Origin of the sequence: Rhodococcus sp. APC 3903 (genome assembly GCF_030407755.1) — a bacterium.
In the GTDB taxonomy this organism is placed as follows: Bacteria; Actinomycetota; Actinomycetes; order Mycobacteriales; family Mycobacteriaceae; genus Rhodococcus_F; species Rhodococcus_F erythropolis.
In genome coordinates this window covers 239,097-254,967 of the sequence record NZ_JASDCV010000001.1, presented here as the reverse complement: position 1 = coordinate 254,967, position 15,871 = coordinate 239,097, and the positions used below count along the sequence as shown (strand labels likewise).

16 protein-coding genes and 1 riboswitch are annotated in these 15,871 nt (G+C 63.1%); of the genes, 11 read left to right on the top strand and 5 right to left on the bottom strand.

The window, feature by feature from the left end; all coding sequences use genetic code 11:
• Window positions 1-38: 38 nt before the first annotated feature.
• The 3 genes from QMA15_RS01245 (at window position 39) to QMA15_RS01235 (ending at window position 3,127) form a co-directional block, all read left to right on the top strand.
• On the top strand, window positions 39-869 hold the full coding sequence (locus tag QMA15_RS01245; protein WP_279163605.1) for a glutaminyl-peptide cyclotransferase: 831 nt from the start codon (window positions 39-41) through the stop codon (window positions 867-869).
• Between the two features lie 69 nt (window positions 870-938).
• Window positions 939-2,633: an MFS transporter gene (locus tag QMA15_RS01240; RefSeq protein ID WP_175470259.1), complete on the top strand. Its 1,695-nt coding sequence runs from the start codon at window positions 939-941 to the stop codon at window positions 2,631-2,633.
• Window positions 2,634-2,659: 26 nt separating this feature from the next.
• Window positions 2,660-3,127 carry a DUF2771 domain-containing protein gene (locus tag QMA15_RS01235; protein ID WP_225989529.1) on the top strand — a complete coding sequence of 156 codons (468 nt, stop codon included), beginning with the start codon at window positions 2,660-2,662 and terminating at the stop codon, window positions 3,125-3,127.
• A gap of 88 nt (window positions 3,128-3,215) precedes the next feature.
• Here the strand turns inward: QMA15_RS01235 and QMA15_RS01230 are convergent, their stop codons facing one another.
• Window positions 3,216-3,629, bottom strand: a complete 414-nt coding sequence (locus QMA15_RS01230) for a cold-shock protein (RefSeq protein WP_007733502.1) — start codon at window positions 3,627-3,629, stop codon at window positions 3,216-3,218.
• Between the two features lie 215 nt (window positions 3,630-3,844).
• Between QMA15_RS01230 and QMA15_RS01225 the strand changes: the two genes are divergently transcribed.
• Window positions 3,845-4,072: a hypothetical protein gene (locus QMA15_RS01225; protein ID WP_003940194.1), complete on the top strand. Its 228-nt coding sequence runs from the start codon at window positions 3,845-3,847 to the stop codon at window positions 4,070-4,072.
• Window positions 4,073-4,105: 33 nt separating this feature from the next.
• A complete protein-coding gene (locus QMA15_RS01220) occupies window positions 4,106-4,495 on the top strand; it encodes a YccF domain-containing protein (protein WP_003939919.1) in 390 nt (129 codons plus the stop codon).
• Between the two features lie 95 nt (window positions 4,496-4,590).
• On the opposite strand, the gene QMA15_RS01215 is transcribed toward QMA15_RS01220, so the two are convergent.
• Window positions 4,591-5,988: a YncE family protein gene (locus tag QMA15_RS01215; RefSeq protein ID WP_279163604.1), complete on the bottom strand. Its 1,398-nt coding sequence runs from the start codon at window positions 5,986-5,988 to the stop codon at window positions 4,591-4,593.
• A gap of 383 nt (window positions 5,989-6,371) precedes the next feature.
• Window positions 6,372-6,592: riboswitch (cyclic di-AMP (ydaO/yuaA leader) on the top strand.
• An 8-nt stretch (window positions 6,593-6,600) separates the two neighbouring features.
• Here QMA15_RS01215 and QMA15_RS01210 point away from each other — a divergent pair.
• Window positions 6,601-7,164: a transglycosylase family protein gene (locus QMA15_RS01210; RefSeq protein WP_019744938.1), complete on the top strand. Its 564-nt coding sequence runs from the start codon at window positions 6,601-6,603 to the stop codon at window positions 7,162-7,164.
• Window positions 7,165-7,247: 83 nt separating this feature from the next.
• On the opposite strand, the gene QMA15_RS01205 is transcribed toward QMA15_RS01210, so the two are convergent.
• Window positions 7,248-7,436 (bottom strand): hypothetical protein, encoded by a 189-nt coding sequence (locus tag QMA15_RS01205; RefSeq protein WP_019744939.1) that lies wholly within the window; start codon window positions 7,434-7,436, stop codon window positions 7,248-7,250.
• A 60-nt stretch (window positions 7,437-7,496) separates the two neighbouring features.
• Here QMA15_RS01205 and QMA15_RS01200 point away from each other — a divergent pair, with 60 nt between their 5' ends.
• Both QMA15_RS01200 and QMA15_RS01195 read left to right on the top strand, forming a co-directional pair.
• Window positions 7,497-9,821 carry a helicase-associated domain-containing protein gene (locus tag QMA15_RS01200; protein WP_020908802.1) on the top strand — a complete coding sequence of 775 codons (2,325 nt, stop codon included), beginning with the start codon at window positions 7,497-7,499 and terminating at the stop codon, window positions 9,819-9,821.
• An 87-nt stretch (window positions 9,822-9,908) separates the two neighbouring features.
• Complete coding sequence (locus QMA15_RS01195; RefSeq protein WP_019744941.1) at window positions 9,909-10,034, top strand: hypothetical protein; 126 nt, start codon at window positions 9,909-9,911, stop codon at window positions 10,032-10,034.
• 425 nt (window positions 10,035-10,459) lie between these two features.
• Here the strand turns inward: QMA15_RS01195 and QMA15_RS01190 are convergent, their stop codons facing one another.
• Both QMA15_RS01190 and QMA15_RS01185 read right to left on the bottom strand, forming a co-directional pair.
• Window positions 10,460-11,110, bottom strand: a complete 651-nt coding sequence (locus tag QMA15_RS01190) for a TetR/AcrR family transcriptional regulator (protein WP_020908803.1) — start codon at window positions 11,108-11,110, stop codon at window positions 10,460-10,462.
• Between the two features lie 54 nt (window positions 11,111-11,164).
• Window positions 11,165-11,476 (bottom strand): hypothetical protein, encoded by a 312-nt coding sequence (locus QMA15_RS01185; RefSeq protein WP_060938151.1) that lies wholly within the window; start codon window positions 11,474-11,476, stop codon window positions 11,165-11,167.
• Window positions 11,477-11,692: 216 nt separating this feature from the next.
• Between QMA15_RS01185 and QMA15_RS01180 the strand changes: the two genes are divergently transcribed.
• From QMA15_RS01180 to QMA15_RS01170, 3 genes are all read left to right on the top strand, one after another.
• Window positions 11,693-12,886 carry an LLM class flavin-dependent oxidoreductase gene (locus tag QMA15_RS01180; protein WP_020908805.1) on the top strand — a complete coding sequence of 398 codons (1,194 nt, stop codon included), beginning with the start codon at window positions 11,693-11,695 and terminating at the stop codon, window positions 12,884-12,886.
• Window positions 12,883-13,962 carry an alcohol dehydrogenase catalytic domain-containing protein gene (locus tag QMA15_RS01175; protein WP_279163603.1) on the top strand — a complete coding sequence of 360 codons (1,080 nt, stop codon included), beginning with the start codon at window positions 12,883-12,885 and terminating at the stop codon, window positions 13,960-13,962. The genes QMA15_RS01180 and QMA15_RS01175 overlap by 4 nt, the downstream gene beginning before the upstream one ends.
• Before the next feature lie 180 nt (window positions 13,963-14,142).
• Window positions 14,143-15,801 carry a DNA repair helicase XPB gene (locus tag QMA15_RS01170; RefSeq protein ID WP_019744947.1) on the top strand — a complete coding sequence of 553 codons (1,659 nt, stop codon included), beginning with the start codon at window positions 14,143-14,145 and terminating at the stop codon, window positions 15,799-15,801.
• Window positions 15,802-15,871 lie beyond the last annotated feature (70 nt).

The following is a 15,871-nucleotide window of genomic DNA, read 5'->3' as shown; positions in this document are numbered from 1 at the left end:
CGCAAGTCCGCAACGCACTGGGCTGCCATGCTGGGCAGATGAGTAGGTCACACGCCAATTCCGTGCGCACTTTTGCAGTGGTCGCCGTGATCGCGTCGGCCCTGGCGGGGTGCTCCGATTCCCCCGGTGCTCCCGACAACCTCACGTCCGAAACCGGCTCCGTCGAGATCGTTCGAGTGTCCGCGCACGATCCCGACGCGTTCACGCAGGGCCTCGAGATCGACGGAAACCGGTTGTACGAAAGCACCGGACGCGTCGGGCAGTCCTGGGTGCGCTCGAGCGAGATCTCCGACGAGCAGTCCCCCGCTTCGGGACCGGAAGTTGCGCGTGCAGATCTCGACCCGCCGTTGTTCGGTGAGGGCATCACGGTCGCCGGAGACACACTGTGGCAACTCACCTGGAAAGACGGCGTCGCCATCGCCCGTGACAAGGACACCTTGACCGAACGTGGGCGGTCCCCACTCGACACCGAGGGATGGGGAATCTGTTCGCTCGGGGATCGGCTGGTCTCCAGCGACGGTTCGGCCACGTTGACCTTTCGCGATCCCGAAACCTTTGCGCCGATCTCGACAGTCGACGTCACCAGATCTTCGGAGTCCGTCGGCAAGCTGAACGAATTGGAATGCGCCGAAGACGGCTCCGTCTACGCCAATGTCTGGACCACCGACACCGTCGTCCGAATCGACCCGTCGGACGGCACCGTCACGAACGTGTACGACGCATCGGCGCTACGCGAAGAACTCGTCACGGATGGATCGACCAGCACCGTCGACGTTCTCAACGGCATCGCGCAGATTCCCGGTACCGATCGATTCCTGCTCACCGGCAAGTATTGGCCGCAGATGTTCGAAGTCCGTTTTGTTAACTGAGTCCGACATGACACAGGACTCGCAGGGGTGTGCGTGGTAGCCGCGCCGACACTAGGACAGAATTGAGTGGTGACCGGACCGCGCGAACCCTACGACCCCGAAACTCGGCGAATCCACGACGAGCCGGAGGGGCAACAGGTGCACCCCGGTTACGACAATTACCCACCCGCGGCCCGCCCGGACAACTACCCGCCTTCGGCTCGCCCCGCTGCGCGTCGCACGCCGTTGCCGCCGCTGCACCCGATCCCCGAATCACGGGGAGACTCGGATTCCGCGTCCGGTTCGAAGGCACCGGGTGCGGACGCCCCCAAGGCTCCCCCGATGCCTCGCAAGCTCACCGTCACCCGCGTCGCAGCGATGCGCAGCCGCGAACTGACGAACAAGGGCATCGCGACCTTCCAGCGCGCAGCGAAGGCCGACGGCGCGGACAAGTCCGGTCTGACCGCTCTCACCTACGCGGTGATGACGAACAACGCCACCGACGCCGCGATCTCCGTCGCTCTGGCCAACACGCTGTTCTTCTCGGCGGCGACGGGTGAGGACAAGACCAAGGTCGCGCTCTATCTCCTGATCACGATCGCACCGTTCGCGGTCATCGCACCGCTCATCGGTCCGATGCTCGACCGGTTGCAGCGCGGCCGCCGCATCGCACTCGCGTCGTCGTTCGGAATCCGGACGCTCCTCGCAGTGATCCTGGTCTTCAACTTCGACAGTTGGATCCTCTATCCGGCCGCGCTCGGCATGATGGTGCTCAGTAAATCGTTCTCGGTACTCAAGAGTGCGGTGACACCACGCGTCCTACCACCGGAAATAGACCTGGTGCGCGTCAATTCGCGTCTGACGGTCTTCGGGTTGATCGGCGGAACGATCGGCGCCGGCGCCGTCGCGGGTGCGCTCGCGCTCGCTTTCGGTTCCACCGGAGCCTTGTGGTTCGCCGTCGCCGTCACCGTCTTCGGCGCATATCTGAGCATGCGAATCCCGTCGTGGGTCGAAGTCACCGAGGGTGAGGTTCCCGCGACCATCACCTACCACCCGGACGAGGCGCACCACGCCGGCAGCGCCCCACCACAGCCGAACGCGAAACCGGCCAAGGTCCGACAGCCTCTCGGACGCGCCGTGATCATCGGACTCTGGGGCAACGGCACCATTCGCGTGCTCACCGGCTTCCTGACGCTCTACATCGCGTTCGTCGCCAAATCACGCACCGATCACGAGCCGCTCCAGCAAGCCATGATGCTCGGCCTGGTCGGCGCAGCGGCCGGTCTGGGAAACTTCGCCGGAAATGCCACGGGTGCGCGCCTCAAGCTCGGCCGGCCCGCACTGATCGTGCTCCGGTGCACTGCGTCGGTCTGGATCATCGCGGTGATCGCAGCGCTGACGGACAACCTGATGACCGCTGCGCTGGCCACACTCGTAGCCTCCGCCGCCAGCGCACTCGCCAAGGTCTCACTCGACGCGTCACTCCAGCACGACCTGCCCGAGGAATCGATCGCGTCCGGATTCGGCAGATCCGAGACGGTTCTGCAGTTGAGCTGGGTACTCGGCGGCGCATTGGGGGTTCTGCTTCCGACCGAATACTGGATCGGGTTCACTGTTGTATCGGTGTTCCTGACGATCGGGCTTCTGCAGACCTTCCTGAGCTACCGAGGAAACAGCCTCCTGCCCGGCCTCGGCGGGAAGCGACCCGATCTGGCCGAACAAGAAGTGACCGAAGTGATTTACACCGGTAAATCCAACCGAGGACAAGGAAGTACTCCGCAGTGATGATGCGCTCGAGAACAAAGAAGATCGTGGCAGCGATCAGTGTCCTGATGGTGGTGGCACTAGTTGCTTACGTCTCCGTTCTTTTCGTGATCATCAAGAACATCAACGACGACCCCGAAAAGCTGCCGGTCATCACTGCATACGCGCACGGCAAGACGATCGAGACGAACCCTGCCGGGTTCTGCACCATCGATCTGTCCCAGTGCGCCCAGGTGGGCGACATCTACGCACTCGACGTTCCCGCGGGCTACCCGCTGCAGCTGTCGTTGTCGACGGACGTCTCCGATGCGCAGTGGGCCCTGCTGGCGGTCTACGAGGATGCCGACGGCAACCAGACCGGCGAACCCCGAGTCTTCGAGCCCGGCGAGGCCCTGGCAGTGACGGTCGAATCTTCGAGCGATCCCGTCAAGCAACTCGTCGGCGTCGAAATCCACCTCGCCGTCGGTGAGGGAAGCGAACAGGGACTACTGATCTGGTCGATCAAGACCGCCTGATCCCCGGAAGAACGAAAATGCCCTGCACACCGATTGGTGTGCAGGGCATTTTGTTTCGAAGCCGTGTACGGCAGCTCGAATCGAGCGATCAGGTATCGAGCTCGCGAGCGACGGCTCGGACGACCTCGGAGATCCGCTGAGCGGTCTTGCGGTCCGGGTACTTGCCGTTGCGCAGATCCGGCTGGACCTTCGCCTCGAGCAACGTGATCATGTCCTCGACCATGCCGTGCAGCTGGTCAGGGGTGTGCTTACGCTCGACGGGCTCACGACGCGTCGCCGTAGCGCCCCGCAACGACGGCGCCGGCTCCAGCACCTTCAGGCTCAGCGCCTGCGGACCGCGGCGGCCCGCAGCCATGCCGAACTCGACGCGCTGGCCGGCCTTCAAGCCTTCGACGCCCTCGGGGAGAGCGGAAGCACGGACGTAGACGTCCTCGCCCTCTTCCTGCGACAGAAAGCCGAAACCCTTTTCGACGTCGTACCACTTCACCTTGCCGGTCGGCACCGCGTTCACCTGCTCATCACTCGACTGGGGCATCTGCCCCAATGTGCTCGGGAGGCTCTCGGAAGAGCCTCATGGCCTTGCTCGCATCGCTTCCGGTGGAAGAATGCAAAAGAACGCGCCCCACACTTGCTTCAGCGGGGCGCGCAGTCTGTTAACAGTCTACCTGTGACGAACCCGGGTCGGCACCCAGGTTTACAGGCACTATCCTCGTAGGTGTGGACCCTCAACCGAACCCGCGCACTTCCGGCACCGGAAACGGTCTGTTCCGTACGGCGATGGCACTGTTCATCGTCGGATTCCTGGCGATCGTGGCCATCTTCGCAGTCCACATCTTCAGCGACACCCCGCCCGGCCTGGCGTTGTACCTGGTGGCACTCGCGTGCCCGATCGGCTTCCTTCTGGCCATCGTCTACACGCTCAGATCCGGTCGACGCGTGCGCTGATCACTCCCGCCTCCAACCGAAAGGTCACTGACCATGAGAATCCTCCTGAACGTGATCTGGCTGGTGTTCGGCGGCTTCTGGCTGGCGTTGGGCTACTTCGCCGCAGGCATCATCTGCTGCATCCTCATCATCACGATTCCCTTCGGAATCGCGGCATTCCGCATCGGCATCTACGCACTGTGGCCGTTCGGTAAGACCGTCGTCGACAAGCCGACCGCTGGCGTCGGTTCGATGATCGGCAATGTCATCTGGGTGATCATCGCCGGTATCTGGTTGGCGATCGGACACATCGTCACCGCCGTCGCGATGGCGATCACGATCATCGGAATTCCGCTCGCGGTCGCGAACCTGAAGATGATTCCGATCTCGCTGATGCCGCTCGGCAAGGAGATCGTCGACGTGGACCGCGTCAATTACGCATAGCCGTGGACCGCGTCAATTACGCGTAAGCGGGCCCGGAGACAGAAGAACCCGACCACAGCAGGTGCTGTGGTCGGGTTCTCTCGTATCAGGTCGGATCAGCGGCCGAGGCTACCGAGTCCGGGGAGGTTACCGAGCGAACCGGTACCCGTTCCCGGGTTGCCCGGATCAACGGGGCCGACCGGACCCTCGGAGACCACGATGGTCACACTCGAAGCGCGCGAAAGCACGCTCTTCGCAGTGATCTCGACGGTGACGCTGCCGACGGCCGTGGGGGTTCCCGAGATGGTGCCGTCCTGTGCGAGGGACAGTCCGCCGGGCAGAGTGCCGTTGGTGAGCGCAAAGGCTGCCCGGGTATCAGCGGCAGTGAGCTTCTGCGAATACGCCTTACCGACCTGAGCGGCAGGCAGTTCGACGGTCGCGGGTAGCGGGTACGCAGCAACGACGGTCACCTTGCCCCCGTTGGTCGTCGACGCGATGGCGCCGGTCGAGGTGTCGAGCGCGAGGTTTTTGACCTTCTCCAGTGCCGGAACCTTGGTATCGGTCAGAGCGGTGGTGGCGCGGGTCGTCAGATCGACCGACCACAGGTGTCCGTTCATGACGTCCGCGACATATGCAATGCCTGCAGCAGCGTCGACGACCACGCCGTTGGGAATCGCGGTCGGAGACAGCGTGGTCTTCGACAGAACCGCGCCGGCCGGGGTGATCGCCCACAGGTTGGTTGCCCGGGTGTCGGTCATGTAGATGTTGCCGGTGTTCGTGTCGACATCGACGTCGACCGGGTAGAGGTTGTCGGCACGCACGATCGACTTGAGTGCTCCGCCCTTGCGTACGTCCGCCTGCCACAGCGTGCGGCCGTAATTCTCGTCGAAGAAGTTGGTGTCCGCGATGTAGAGGAAGCCGCGGACACTGTCGAAGGCGAGCTTGGTCGGCGTTGCCGACTTGTCGACCAGAATGCTCGACACGGCGTCGGCGGCGTTGGGGTCGACGACTCGGATGTTGCCGGACTTGTAGTCCGAGAAGTACGCGCGGTGTGTTGTGGGGTCGACGACGACATCGTTGATCTGCGGCCGCGAGCCGTCGGGGTTCTTCTCGCTCAGCGTGACCGTCTTTTCGACCTTGCCGGTCTTCGTGTCGACAATCGAGATCGCGCCGCCGTAGGAGGAGGACACGTATGCGCGTCCGAGGTCCGAGTCCACGGCAAGTGCCGACGGGTAACCGACGACACCGTCGATGGTGCCGACGGACTTGCCGGTGTTCGTGTCGACGACGGACAACGAGCTGGTCGGTCCGCCGTACTGCGTGATGTATCCGCGGTGGGTTGCCGAGTCGACGACGATGTCGCCGGGCTGGGTTGCGAAATAGCTTCCGACAACACCGTGTGTCGGATCCTCGGGTGAGGCGTGTGCAGCGGGAGCAGTGACGGCCAGGCCGACAGCAGCAGCGGCGACGGCGAGTGACGCGGTGACCGCACGCCGACGGTATTGCAGTTTCATGAGGGGTGCCCTACTTCTTTGGAAGACTCTGCGAACCCTGCCCATTCAGGGCAAGTCAGGCAAACCTAACCTAAGTTTCAATCTCGATGTTGAGACACAGGACACATCTTCGACCTGAATCGGCACACCTCTCACTCGGCCGGAATTCCATTTCCACATAACGTGTGACCTTGCTCACATTACGGATGGATAACGGAACGGACACAACCGGACATTCACTCAGGCACCCCCACCTACCTGGGAAGAGTCTCCTGCGCTTTGTGTGACGCGTTGTACGTCCTTCGCCACGCCGCGTTATCAAATGGTGACACGAGAGACTCGAGCCGTTACCGTCGTTTTCGGCCGGGAAACTCGGCCACCTCCGGCCCGCCGCGCCAAGCCTTGTCCCGCGGGTACCGGACTTCCGACAGAGCATTCCAGGGACGAGGACGGGGGACCCAAAGTCCTCTGTGAGAACAGAAAAGTTTTCCAGTGGACACCGGTTCGATCGCAAGACCGAATCTTGGGGTGAAGCCAGACCCTTTCCAGCCAGGAAAGGCGAGGCCGGGCGACCTCTCAGCCCGAACCCGACAGCTGACCTCGCAGGCGCGTGTGGAGAGGATTTCGACCATCATGAGCGGACGCCATCGCAAGCCCACCACCACCGGTCGCACTGTCGCCAAGGTCGCCGTCACCGGCGCCATCATGGGCGTAGCAGGAATTGCAGCCACCGGAACCGCAAGCGCTGCCCCCGACTCCGACTGGGATCGTCTCGCCCAGTGTGAGGCCGGCGGAAACTGGGCCATCAACACCGGCAACGGTTACCAGGGCGGACTGCAGTTCTCCCCCAGCACGTGGAACGCACACGGCGGCGGACAGTACGCAGCCACCGCAAACCAGGCCACCCGCGAGCAGCAGATCGTTGTTGCCGAGCGTGTTCTCGCAAACCAGGGTTGGGGCGCATGGCCGTCCTGCTCCTCCAGCCTCGGACTGAGCAGCGGCGCCACCGAGCGTTCCGCTCCGGCCACCACAGCTCCTCAGGCAGCTCCGGCTCCGGCACAGCAGGTCGCTCAGACCGTTGCACACCCGGTCGCTGACGCCATCGATCAGGCAATCGCGTTCGCCAAGGCCAACGGCATCCCGGTCGACCCGCAGATCCTCGCAGTCGCCGACACCGCGAAGACGTTCCTCAAGTAACACCGGTAAGACTGTCCGCTCGGACGCTCGAACATCAAGAAGGCCCGCACCGAATCGGTGCGGGCCTTCTTGATGTCGAGTTGTTATCGGTTGATGACGGTGTGCGGGTGTACGTAAGGAAGTGACTCCACCGGAACCGGAAAGGTGGTGTCCTCGCCGAAGGGTGAAAGTCCACCTGCGCGGGTCGATGACAATTCGGTCACTGCGTGATCTCCGTCTGCAGTTTCCGGCCATCCTGGATCTACATAGTGTTGCTTCGAATTGTTGGCCACGAAGTCATTTTGACAGGACGCCGTTACGCCGTACAGACCAGGTCTCTAATCTGATACCTGATGACCGAAACACGTGGCACCCCGGCGGGCAGTTCCGCAGCCGAAAGTCTGACCGATTGGCTCTCGGCGCGCAGTGACGCCGAGTTGACGGAGTTGCTGCGTCTGCGCCCCGATCTGGCCGTACCGCCGCCGAGCACGATGGTGGTTCTCAGTGGTCGGGCGCAGCAACGCGCGTCGGTCAGCCGAGCGGCGGACGAACTCGACACCCTCGATTTCGGTCTTCTCGAATTGTTGGCACTGGCCGGCGCCGAGGAAACTCCGATGACGCGGGCGGAGCTCAACAGTGCAATCGCCGAACGCGCCCTGACCGGCAAGGGCAAGGTCACCAAGAAGGCCGTCGACAAGTCACTGTCGAAGATGCGTGAGTCCGCCCTCGTCTGGGGTGTCGATCCCATCAGCGTCGTCCCGGCAGTCATCGGGATGATTCCGTGGCGTGTGGGGCGAGCCCTCGAACCTGCCGAGGCGATGACCGAGACCGAGATCTCGGCAGCCCTCGACGCTCTGGACACCCGCGAGCGGGATCTCCTCGAGACTCTCGCCAACTCCAGCCCGATCGGTCGCACCCGCGACGCCGCCCCCGGAACACCGCCTGAGCGCCCGGTTCAGCGACTGCTGGCGGCCGGCCTGCTGCGGTGGCTCGACGAGCAGACCGTCGAGCTTCCGGCGACGGTTCGTCAGGTCATCCGCGGCGAGCCGGTTTTCGATCCGACGACGCTGACTGCACCCGTCATCGGGGGCGACAAACTCAAACCCGCGGACGTGAACGCCGCAGCGGCCGGCGAGGCACTCGAGTTGGTACGCCAATGCGAGAGCGTGATCGCTGTTCTGGGCGCAGCACCAGCCCCAGCACTGCGAGCCGGTGGACTCGGTGTTCGAGAACTACGACGCGTGGCCAAGACGGCCGATCTCGACGAAGCGCGAGTGAGCCTGCTCGTCGAATTGCTCTCGGCAGCCGGACTCATCGCCAGTGGAACGCCCGATCCGGCGCCGGTCTCGGACAACGCGGACGAATACTGGACGCCCACACTCGCCGTCGACGGCTGGCTCAACGCGTCCACAGCGCGTCGGTGGGAGGTGCTGGCGTCCGCCTGGGTCGACGTACCGCGAGTTCCGTGGATGATCGGGCTGAGGGATTCCACCGACAAGCCCATCGCGGCGCTGTCCGAGGAAGGCCGGGCCCCGGCGGCTCCGCGCGATCGCCAGGCCATTCTGGGGCTGCTCTCCGAACTCGACAGTGGCCAGACTGCATCGGCCGTCGAGGTAAGTCGACTACTGGCGTGGCGACGCCCGCGATGGAGTGGGCGCCTACGGACGTTCGCAATCGAGCGGACTCTGGACGAGGCCGCCGCCCTCGGGTTGGTGGCCCGCGGCGCGTTGTCGTCACCTGGACGAGCTTTGCTGCACGGCGGGGACGCCGAAGCCGAAATGCAGTCCGCCCTACCCGAGCCCATCGACTACATCCTGGTCCAGGCAGATCTGACTCTGGTTGCGCCCGGCCCGCTCGTACCGGACCTGCTCGAGCAGGTGAGCCTGGTCGCGGACATCGAGTCGGCAGGATCGGCGTCCATGTACCGCATCAGCGAGGACAGCGTGCGTCGTGCGCTCGACGCCGGTCTGACGGCCACCGAACTGCATGCGATGTTCGCCTCGAAATCGAAGACGCCTGTTCCCCAATCACTTTCGTATCTGATCGACGATGTCGCCCGTCGACACGGGCGACTGCGTGCCGGAGTGGCGGCGTCGTTCATTCGATGTGAGGACGCATCACTGCTGGCGGAGGTCCTCGCTTCGGCGGTGGCGGAGCCCCTGGCATTGCGCGCCTTGGCTCCCACAGTCGCGATTTCGCAGGCCCCACTGCGCGAGGTCCTGGCCGAGCTGCGCGCAGCCGGATTCGCGCCGGCAGGTGAGGACTCCTCGGGCACGTTGGTCGATCTCCGCCCACGTGGGGCGCGGGTACCGAACCGTCGCAGCCGACCGGCGTCGCGGATGCCCGCAAGCCCGTCGGCGGATCAATTGGCGTCGTTGGTACGGACGATGCGAGCAGGCGACCGCGCTTCCGCCCCGGGCCGTGGTGGTGTCCGGACGGACGGTTCGAGGGAGAACAATGCCGCCACCATCGCGTTACTGGCCACAGCGGCCCGGGACAATTCGAGCGTCAACATCGGCTATGTCGACGCTCAGGGGGTAGCGACTCATCGCATCGTCGACCCCGTCAGCGTGGGTGGCGGACAGCTGGACGCCTTCGACCCGGCAAGTGGTGCCGTACGCCGTTTCACGTTGCACCGCATTACTTCCGTCAGCCCCGTCGACTCCGGAAAAAAGTAGCAGAAAAGAAGCAACTGGCTTTTTTCTGTAAATGAAGTATGGTCGAGGTCAGTTTGTGATTGCCACTTCGAAAAATGAGGAGCGACAATGGCTGACAAGGCGCCGGGAAAGAACATGAAGAAACCCGCTCAGTCGATCAAGGAACGCCGCGCGGAAAAGCGGGCGAAAACTACGGAGTCTTCCGAGTTCATTCGTAAGCGGAAGCGGAGCTGACAGCACAGTCCAGAGGAAGACGAGCTGACTGCGAAGCTGACCAATGCCTGCCTCCACCGACACCCTCGTGCACCTGCACGAAACATTCAACCTGTTCAAGTCACGTAGTCGAGGAACTGATGCACGCTCGCGCGGCTACGCAGCGGGCATGACCCTGGCATCACTGTGTGTCCTCGACGAACACGCTCGGCAATCCGGAATACTTCTTTCGGATTTACCGCAGAAAGAGAATCAACCATCGTGAAAAGAACAATCCACACCCTGGACCGTATTCAAACGAGACTCGAATCGGAGCTTGATTCCACTCCGGGTGATTCCGAAAAGAATATCGGTTATAGATCCGGAATTTCCGAAGCTATTACTCATGTAATGGAAATGCGGAAGTCAGTGGTCGCGCAGAAATAGGAGGCGCATCAATTAGGCGCTCATCCCAATAACTGCCGCACTCCACCCACCAGAAAGACGACCTGGTCCTCGTAGAAGTCGGCAAGTCGCTCCGGCGCGAGCGGCTTGCTGCTTCCGCTCCAATCGTCCGCCCGGCTCAACGCCTGGAGGAAGCCCATCAAGGCAACCGCCCAGCGAGTCTCGAGCCTTTCGGGATCGGTAGCAGGAAAGGTACGACGGACCTGGTCGAGAAGATGATCACGAAGGTGCATCTCGGTCGCCTCGAGGGCTGGATGGCCCGGTCGTGACATCTGCGGCTGCGAAATCTGCGTGACGATTCTGATCCATCGCATTCCCCGCGTGCGATGGCGAAGAAGCAGTGTCTTGTATGGCGCCGTGACGGCCCGCACCAACGCTTCGACCGTCGGCGGCTCCTTGTCGGCGGCTAGGGCGTCCACGTTCGCGCTGATCTGATCTCGCACCGACGTTCCCATGTCCAACAGCACCGCGGCGACCAGATCCTCCTTGGTGCCGAAATGGTAGTGGACGGACGACGGTCCGAGACCGGCCGCCGCGTTGACCGCGCGCAGCGAAACTGCATCCAATCCCTCTGTCGCGAAAAGCCGTTCAGCAGTTTTGAGCAAACGCAGACGTGTCACGTCGCCTTGACGGTTCTGCCGGGAGTCGGTCATACGAACGAGCTTCGCACGGGCTCGCCGAACTTCTCCGAAGCGCTGACCGCGGAGTCAGAGTGATTCACGGTGTGCTCGCACCCTGTTGTCGCGATCGACCCAGCCGTGGGCGCGCGCGTAGTCCACCATCGCGGAGAACTTCTGCTTCCACTGCGCGTTTCCGACCTGGGCCGCGACGGCTTGTTCCAGGTGAGCAATGTCGAGCCAGACATGATCGTCCTCGAGTTCCCCCCACGGTTCCAATGCCCGACTCAGAGTCGCGGATTGATCGTCGCCGCCTACGACGACCGAGAGACTGGTGAAGTCGTCGACCCCGTTCAGTTCGACAGTCGAGGAGGTGGGGGTGATTGTGACGTCCAGTCGCATGACCTCTTCACCGCTCCTTCTCAAAATGCCTGGTTCAGTTGATCGACTTGAAACAACCTTAGACGACATTACTGCGCCAGATAGCGTTGAGCTACAAGTGATTACAAACCTCCCACTGTGCGGGAGGCTCAACTTATTGGATCAGTTGATCCATGTTAGACATCTCCATCAGAGCGAGTGATCCAAATCACTCCCCTGTCGACAGGAGATGTCATCGTGTGGTCCGCATCGTCCATCCGCTTCGGAGCCTTCCTCGCCCCGTACCATCCGCTCGACGCCGATCCCGCCCTGCAACTCAGACGCGACATCGACCTCATGACACACCTGGACCACCTCGGATTCGAAGAAGCGTGGATGGGTGAGCATCATTCGACCGGCGCCGAGATCGTGCCTGCCCCGGACATGTTCATCGCGGCCGCCGCAGAGCGAACCGAGCGCATCCAGTTCGGCACAGGCGTGACGTCGCTGCCCTATCACCACCCGCTGATCACGGCCGACCGCATCACTCAGCTCGATCTGCAGACCCGCGGACGGCTCATCTTCGGCACCGGCCCGGGCAAGATCCCCCTCGATGCACACATGATGGGCATCAACCCGTCGGACCAGCGTCGTCGCCAGGGCGAAGCGCTCGAGGCCATTCTCGCGTTGCTCCGCGGCGAGGTCGTCAACATGGAAACCGACTGGTTCACGTTGCGTGACGCACGCGCACAGCTGCCCACATACCGTGCGGACGGCATCGAGACCGTGACAGCGTCGACGATTTCCCCCAACGGTTCGGTGCTCGCCGGCAAGAACGGGCTCTCCCTGCTCTCACTCGCGGCGAGTTCACCCAGCGGATTCGACGCACTGGATCGCAACTGGGATGTGTACGAGAAGGTCTCGGCCGAGCACGGCCACCACGCCGACCGGGCGACGTGGCGTGTGGTCAATCCGATGTTCATCGCCGAGACCCGAGCCGAGGCCGAGCGCGCCGTGAGCCGACGGATCGGATCGATGGCCTCCTACGTGAATCGACAGACCGGCCAGAACCCGGCCTGGGCAGATACACCTGCCGGAATCATCGACCAGTGGCGCAACGACACGCTCGGCGAGTTCGGTCAGGCGATCATCGGTACGCCCGAAGATGCGATTGCTCAGATCGAGCGTCTGATCGAGAAGACAGGAGGGTTCGGCACGTTCCTGATCCTTCACGTGGACATGGCGAGCTGGGAGGACACCAAACGCAGCTACGAATTGTTCGCCTCCGAGGTGGTCCCGCACTTCCGGAAGCGGAATGTCGGACGTCAGGCGAGCATGCAGTTCGCCGAGGACAACCGCGAATACCTGATCGGCGGGCTGGTCGGAGCGATCACCAAAGCCCATACCGACTACTACGGCCAACCGGCCGAGACGGGAGCCGTGCGCGCATGAGGGCTGTCCGATTCCAACAGGGAGAATTCGCCGTCGCCGAGATGGCCGACGCGCCGCCGTTGGCACCCCATCAGATCCGCATCGACGTCGTCGCCTGCGGAATCTGCGGCAGCGACCTGAGCATGTCGAAGGACCCGTGCCGATTCGTCGAGGTCGCACACGACGGTGGCTACCCGCTCGCCACCTTCGATCCAGACGCACCCGTGGTGCTGGGTCACGAATACGCGGGCATCGTCGCCGAGACCGGTTCTGCAGTAGACGATTTCATGATCGGTGATCGGGTGGCCGGCATCGGCTTGGCCACCGACACGGCTACCGGGATCCCGACGATCATCGGTTACTCGAACGAATACCACGGTGCGTTCGGCGATCACATCGTTGTCGACGCATTCTGGGTCCGCAAGGTTCCCGACCATCTGTCACTCGAGCACGCCACACTGGCCGAACCTCTACACGTCGGCGAGATGCATCTCCAGCAGTCCGGCCTCACCTCGGCCGATTCAGCGCTCGTCGTCGGTTGCGGCACGATCGGACTGGGTGCCATCGTCGCGGCGAAAGCGAGAGGGGCACAGATCGTCATCGCGTCCGAACCCTCCCCCAAACGCCGCGAGCTCGCCAAGAAGATGGGCGCGGACATCGTCGTCGACCCCTTCACACAGGATCCGATCGAACTGTGGAATCAGATGGTCGCCGAAGGCAACCCGCTCGTGGGCCAGGCCGCGAACGGCATCCTGATCGCCTACGAATGCAGCGGCCGGGCGGGGGTCATCGGCGAACTGATGCGCACCCTGCCGTTCAACTCGCGGATTCAGGTCCTGGCTGCGCCGTTCGGCGACGAGACCATCGTTCCCGTCATCGGGCAGTTCCGAAGGATCTCGATCAACTTCGGTCATGGCCCCTACGAGAACGCGTACGACATCACCCTTGCTCGGTTGGCCGCCGGCGAGATCGACGCCGAAGCGATCATTACCGGCCGTGTCGGGCTCGACGGAGTTTCGGACGCTTTTGCGGCTCTTCGCGCACCCGACGAGCACGTGAAGATCCTCGTCCTGCCCGCTGCAGGTCGTCCGGAATAGCGGTTGGTCCTGCTCTGTTGACGTAGGGGTGCCCGAACTCGGGCACCTCTACTTCTGGCTGTGCGAGCGTCGCCTGTTGGCGTATGCGCTCCGATACCAGGACAATGGCAGGGTTGGCGTCAGCCGACAACGCGGTGCAACGCTCTGTGGCTGCTGCGTTTGTTTCACTAGGAGGCTTCCGTGACCGACGGACCGTTGATCGTCCAATCCGACAAGACGCTGCTGTTGGAGGTCGACCACGAGCGCGCCGGCGATGCCAGGCAGGCAATCGCCCCCTTCGCGGAACTCGAACGCGCCCCCGAGCACGTCCACACGTATCGCATCACTCCCCTGGCCTTGTGGAATGCCCGCGCCGCCGGACACGACGCCGAGCAGGTTGTCGACGCTCTGGTTTCGTTCTCACGATTCGCAGTTCCGCAACCGCTGCTGGTCGACATCGTCGACACGATGGCCAGGTACGGACGCTTGCAGCTGGTCAAGAGCCCGGTGCACGGCCTCATCCTGGTCAGCCTCGACCGGGCAGTCCTCACCGAGGTGATGCGACACAAGAAGATCTCACCGATGCTCGGTGAGAAGGTCGACGACGACACCGTGATTGTCCACCCGAGCGAACGCGGCCGCCTCAAGCAGATGTTGCTCAAGGTGGGCTGGCCGGCCGAGGACCTCGCCGGCTATGTGGACGGCGAAGCGCACCCGATCGATCTCGCTTTCGAAGAGGGCCACTGGGAACTGCGCGACTACCAGCAGATGGCAGCGGATTCGTTCTGGGCCGGCGGCTCGGGCGTCGTCGTGCTGCCATGTGGCGCCGGCAAGACGATGGTGGGCGCAGCAGCCATGGCAAAGGCCAAAGCCACCACACTCATCCTCGTCACAAATACCGTCGCCGGTCGTCAGTGGAAGCGTGAGCTCATCGCCCGCACGTCGTTGACCGAGGAAGAAATCGGCGAATACTCCGGCGAGCGCAAGGAGATTCGGCCGGTCACGATCGCGACCTACCAGGTGATCACGCGTCGTACGAAGGGCGAGTACAAGCACCTCGAACTTTTCGACTCCCGAGACTGGGGACTGGTGATCTACGACGAGGTCCACTTGCTGCCCGCGCCCGTCTTCCGGATGACGGCAGACCTGCAGTCGCGCCGCCGTCTCGGCCTGACCGCAACGCTGGTTCGTGAGGACGGCCGCGAAGGCGACGTCTTCTCGCTCATCGGCCCCAAGCGCTACGACGCTCCGTGGAAGGACATCGAAGCGCAGGGCTGGATCGCGCCGGCTGACTGCGTCGAGGTGCGAGTGACGATGACGGACGCCGAGCGCATGTCCTATGCCGTCGCCGAGCCGGAGGAGCGCTACAAACTGTGCTCGACGGCGCACACCAAAATTGCTGTCGTGAAGTCGATTCTGGCCAAGCACCCGGATTCACCGACCTTGGTTATCGGTGCGTATCTCGATCAGCTCGACGAACTCGGCGAAGCCCTGAACGCCCCGGTGATCAAGGGATCCACCAAGAACAAGGAACGTGAGATCCTGTTCGATCAGTTCCGCAACGGTGAGATCCAGACGCTGGTGGTGAGCAAGGTCGCGAACTTCTCGATCGACCTTCCGGAGGCGTCTGTCGCCGTGCAGGTTTCGGGAACCTTCGGATCGAGGCAGGAAGAAGCTCAGCGGCTCGGACGACTGTTGCGCCCCAAGCACGACGGCGGTCAGGCCCACTTCTATTCGGTGGTTTCCCGCGACACTCTCGATGCGGAATATGCGGCACATCGTCAGCGATTCCTCGCCGAACAGGGCTACGCCTACCGGATCACCGACGCCGATGACCTGCTCGGACCTGCAATCGGCTGAGCATTTCTGCAACACGTTGCAGAATCAAATGGACATACGTCCAGTTATCTGTAGAGTGTCCCCTGTCACA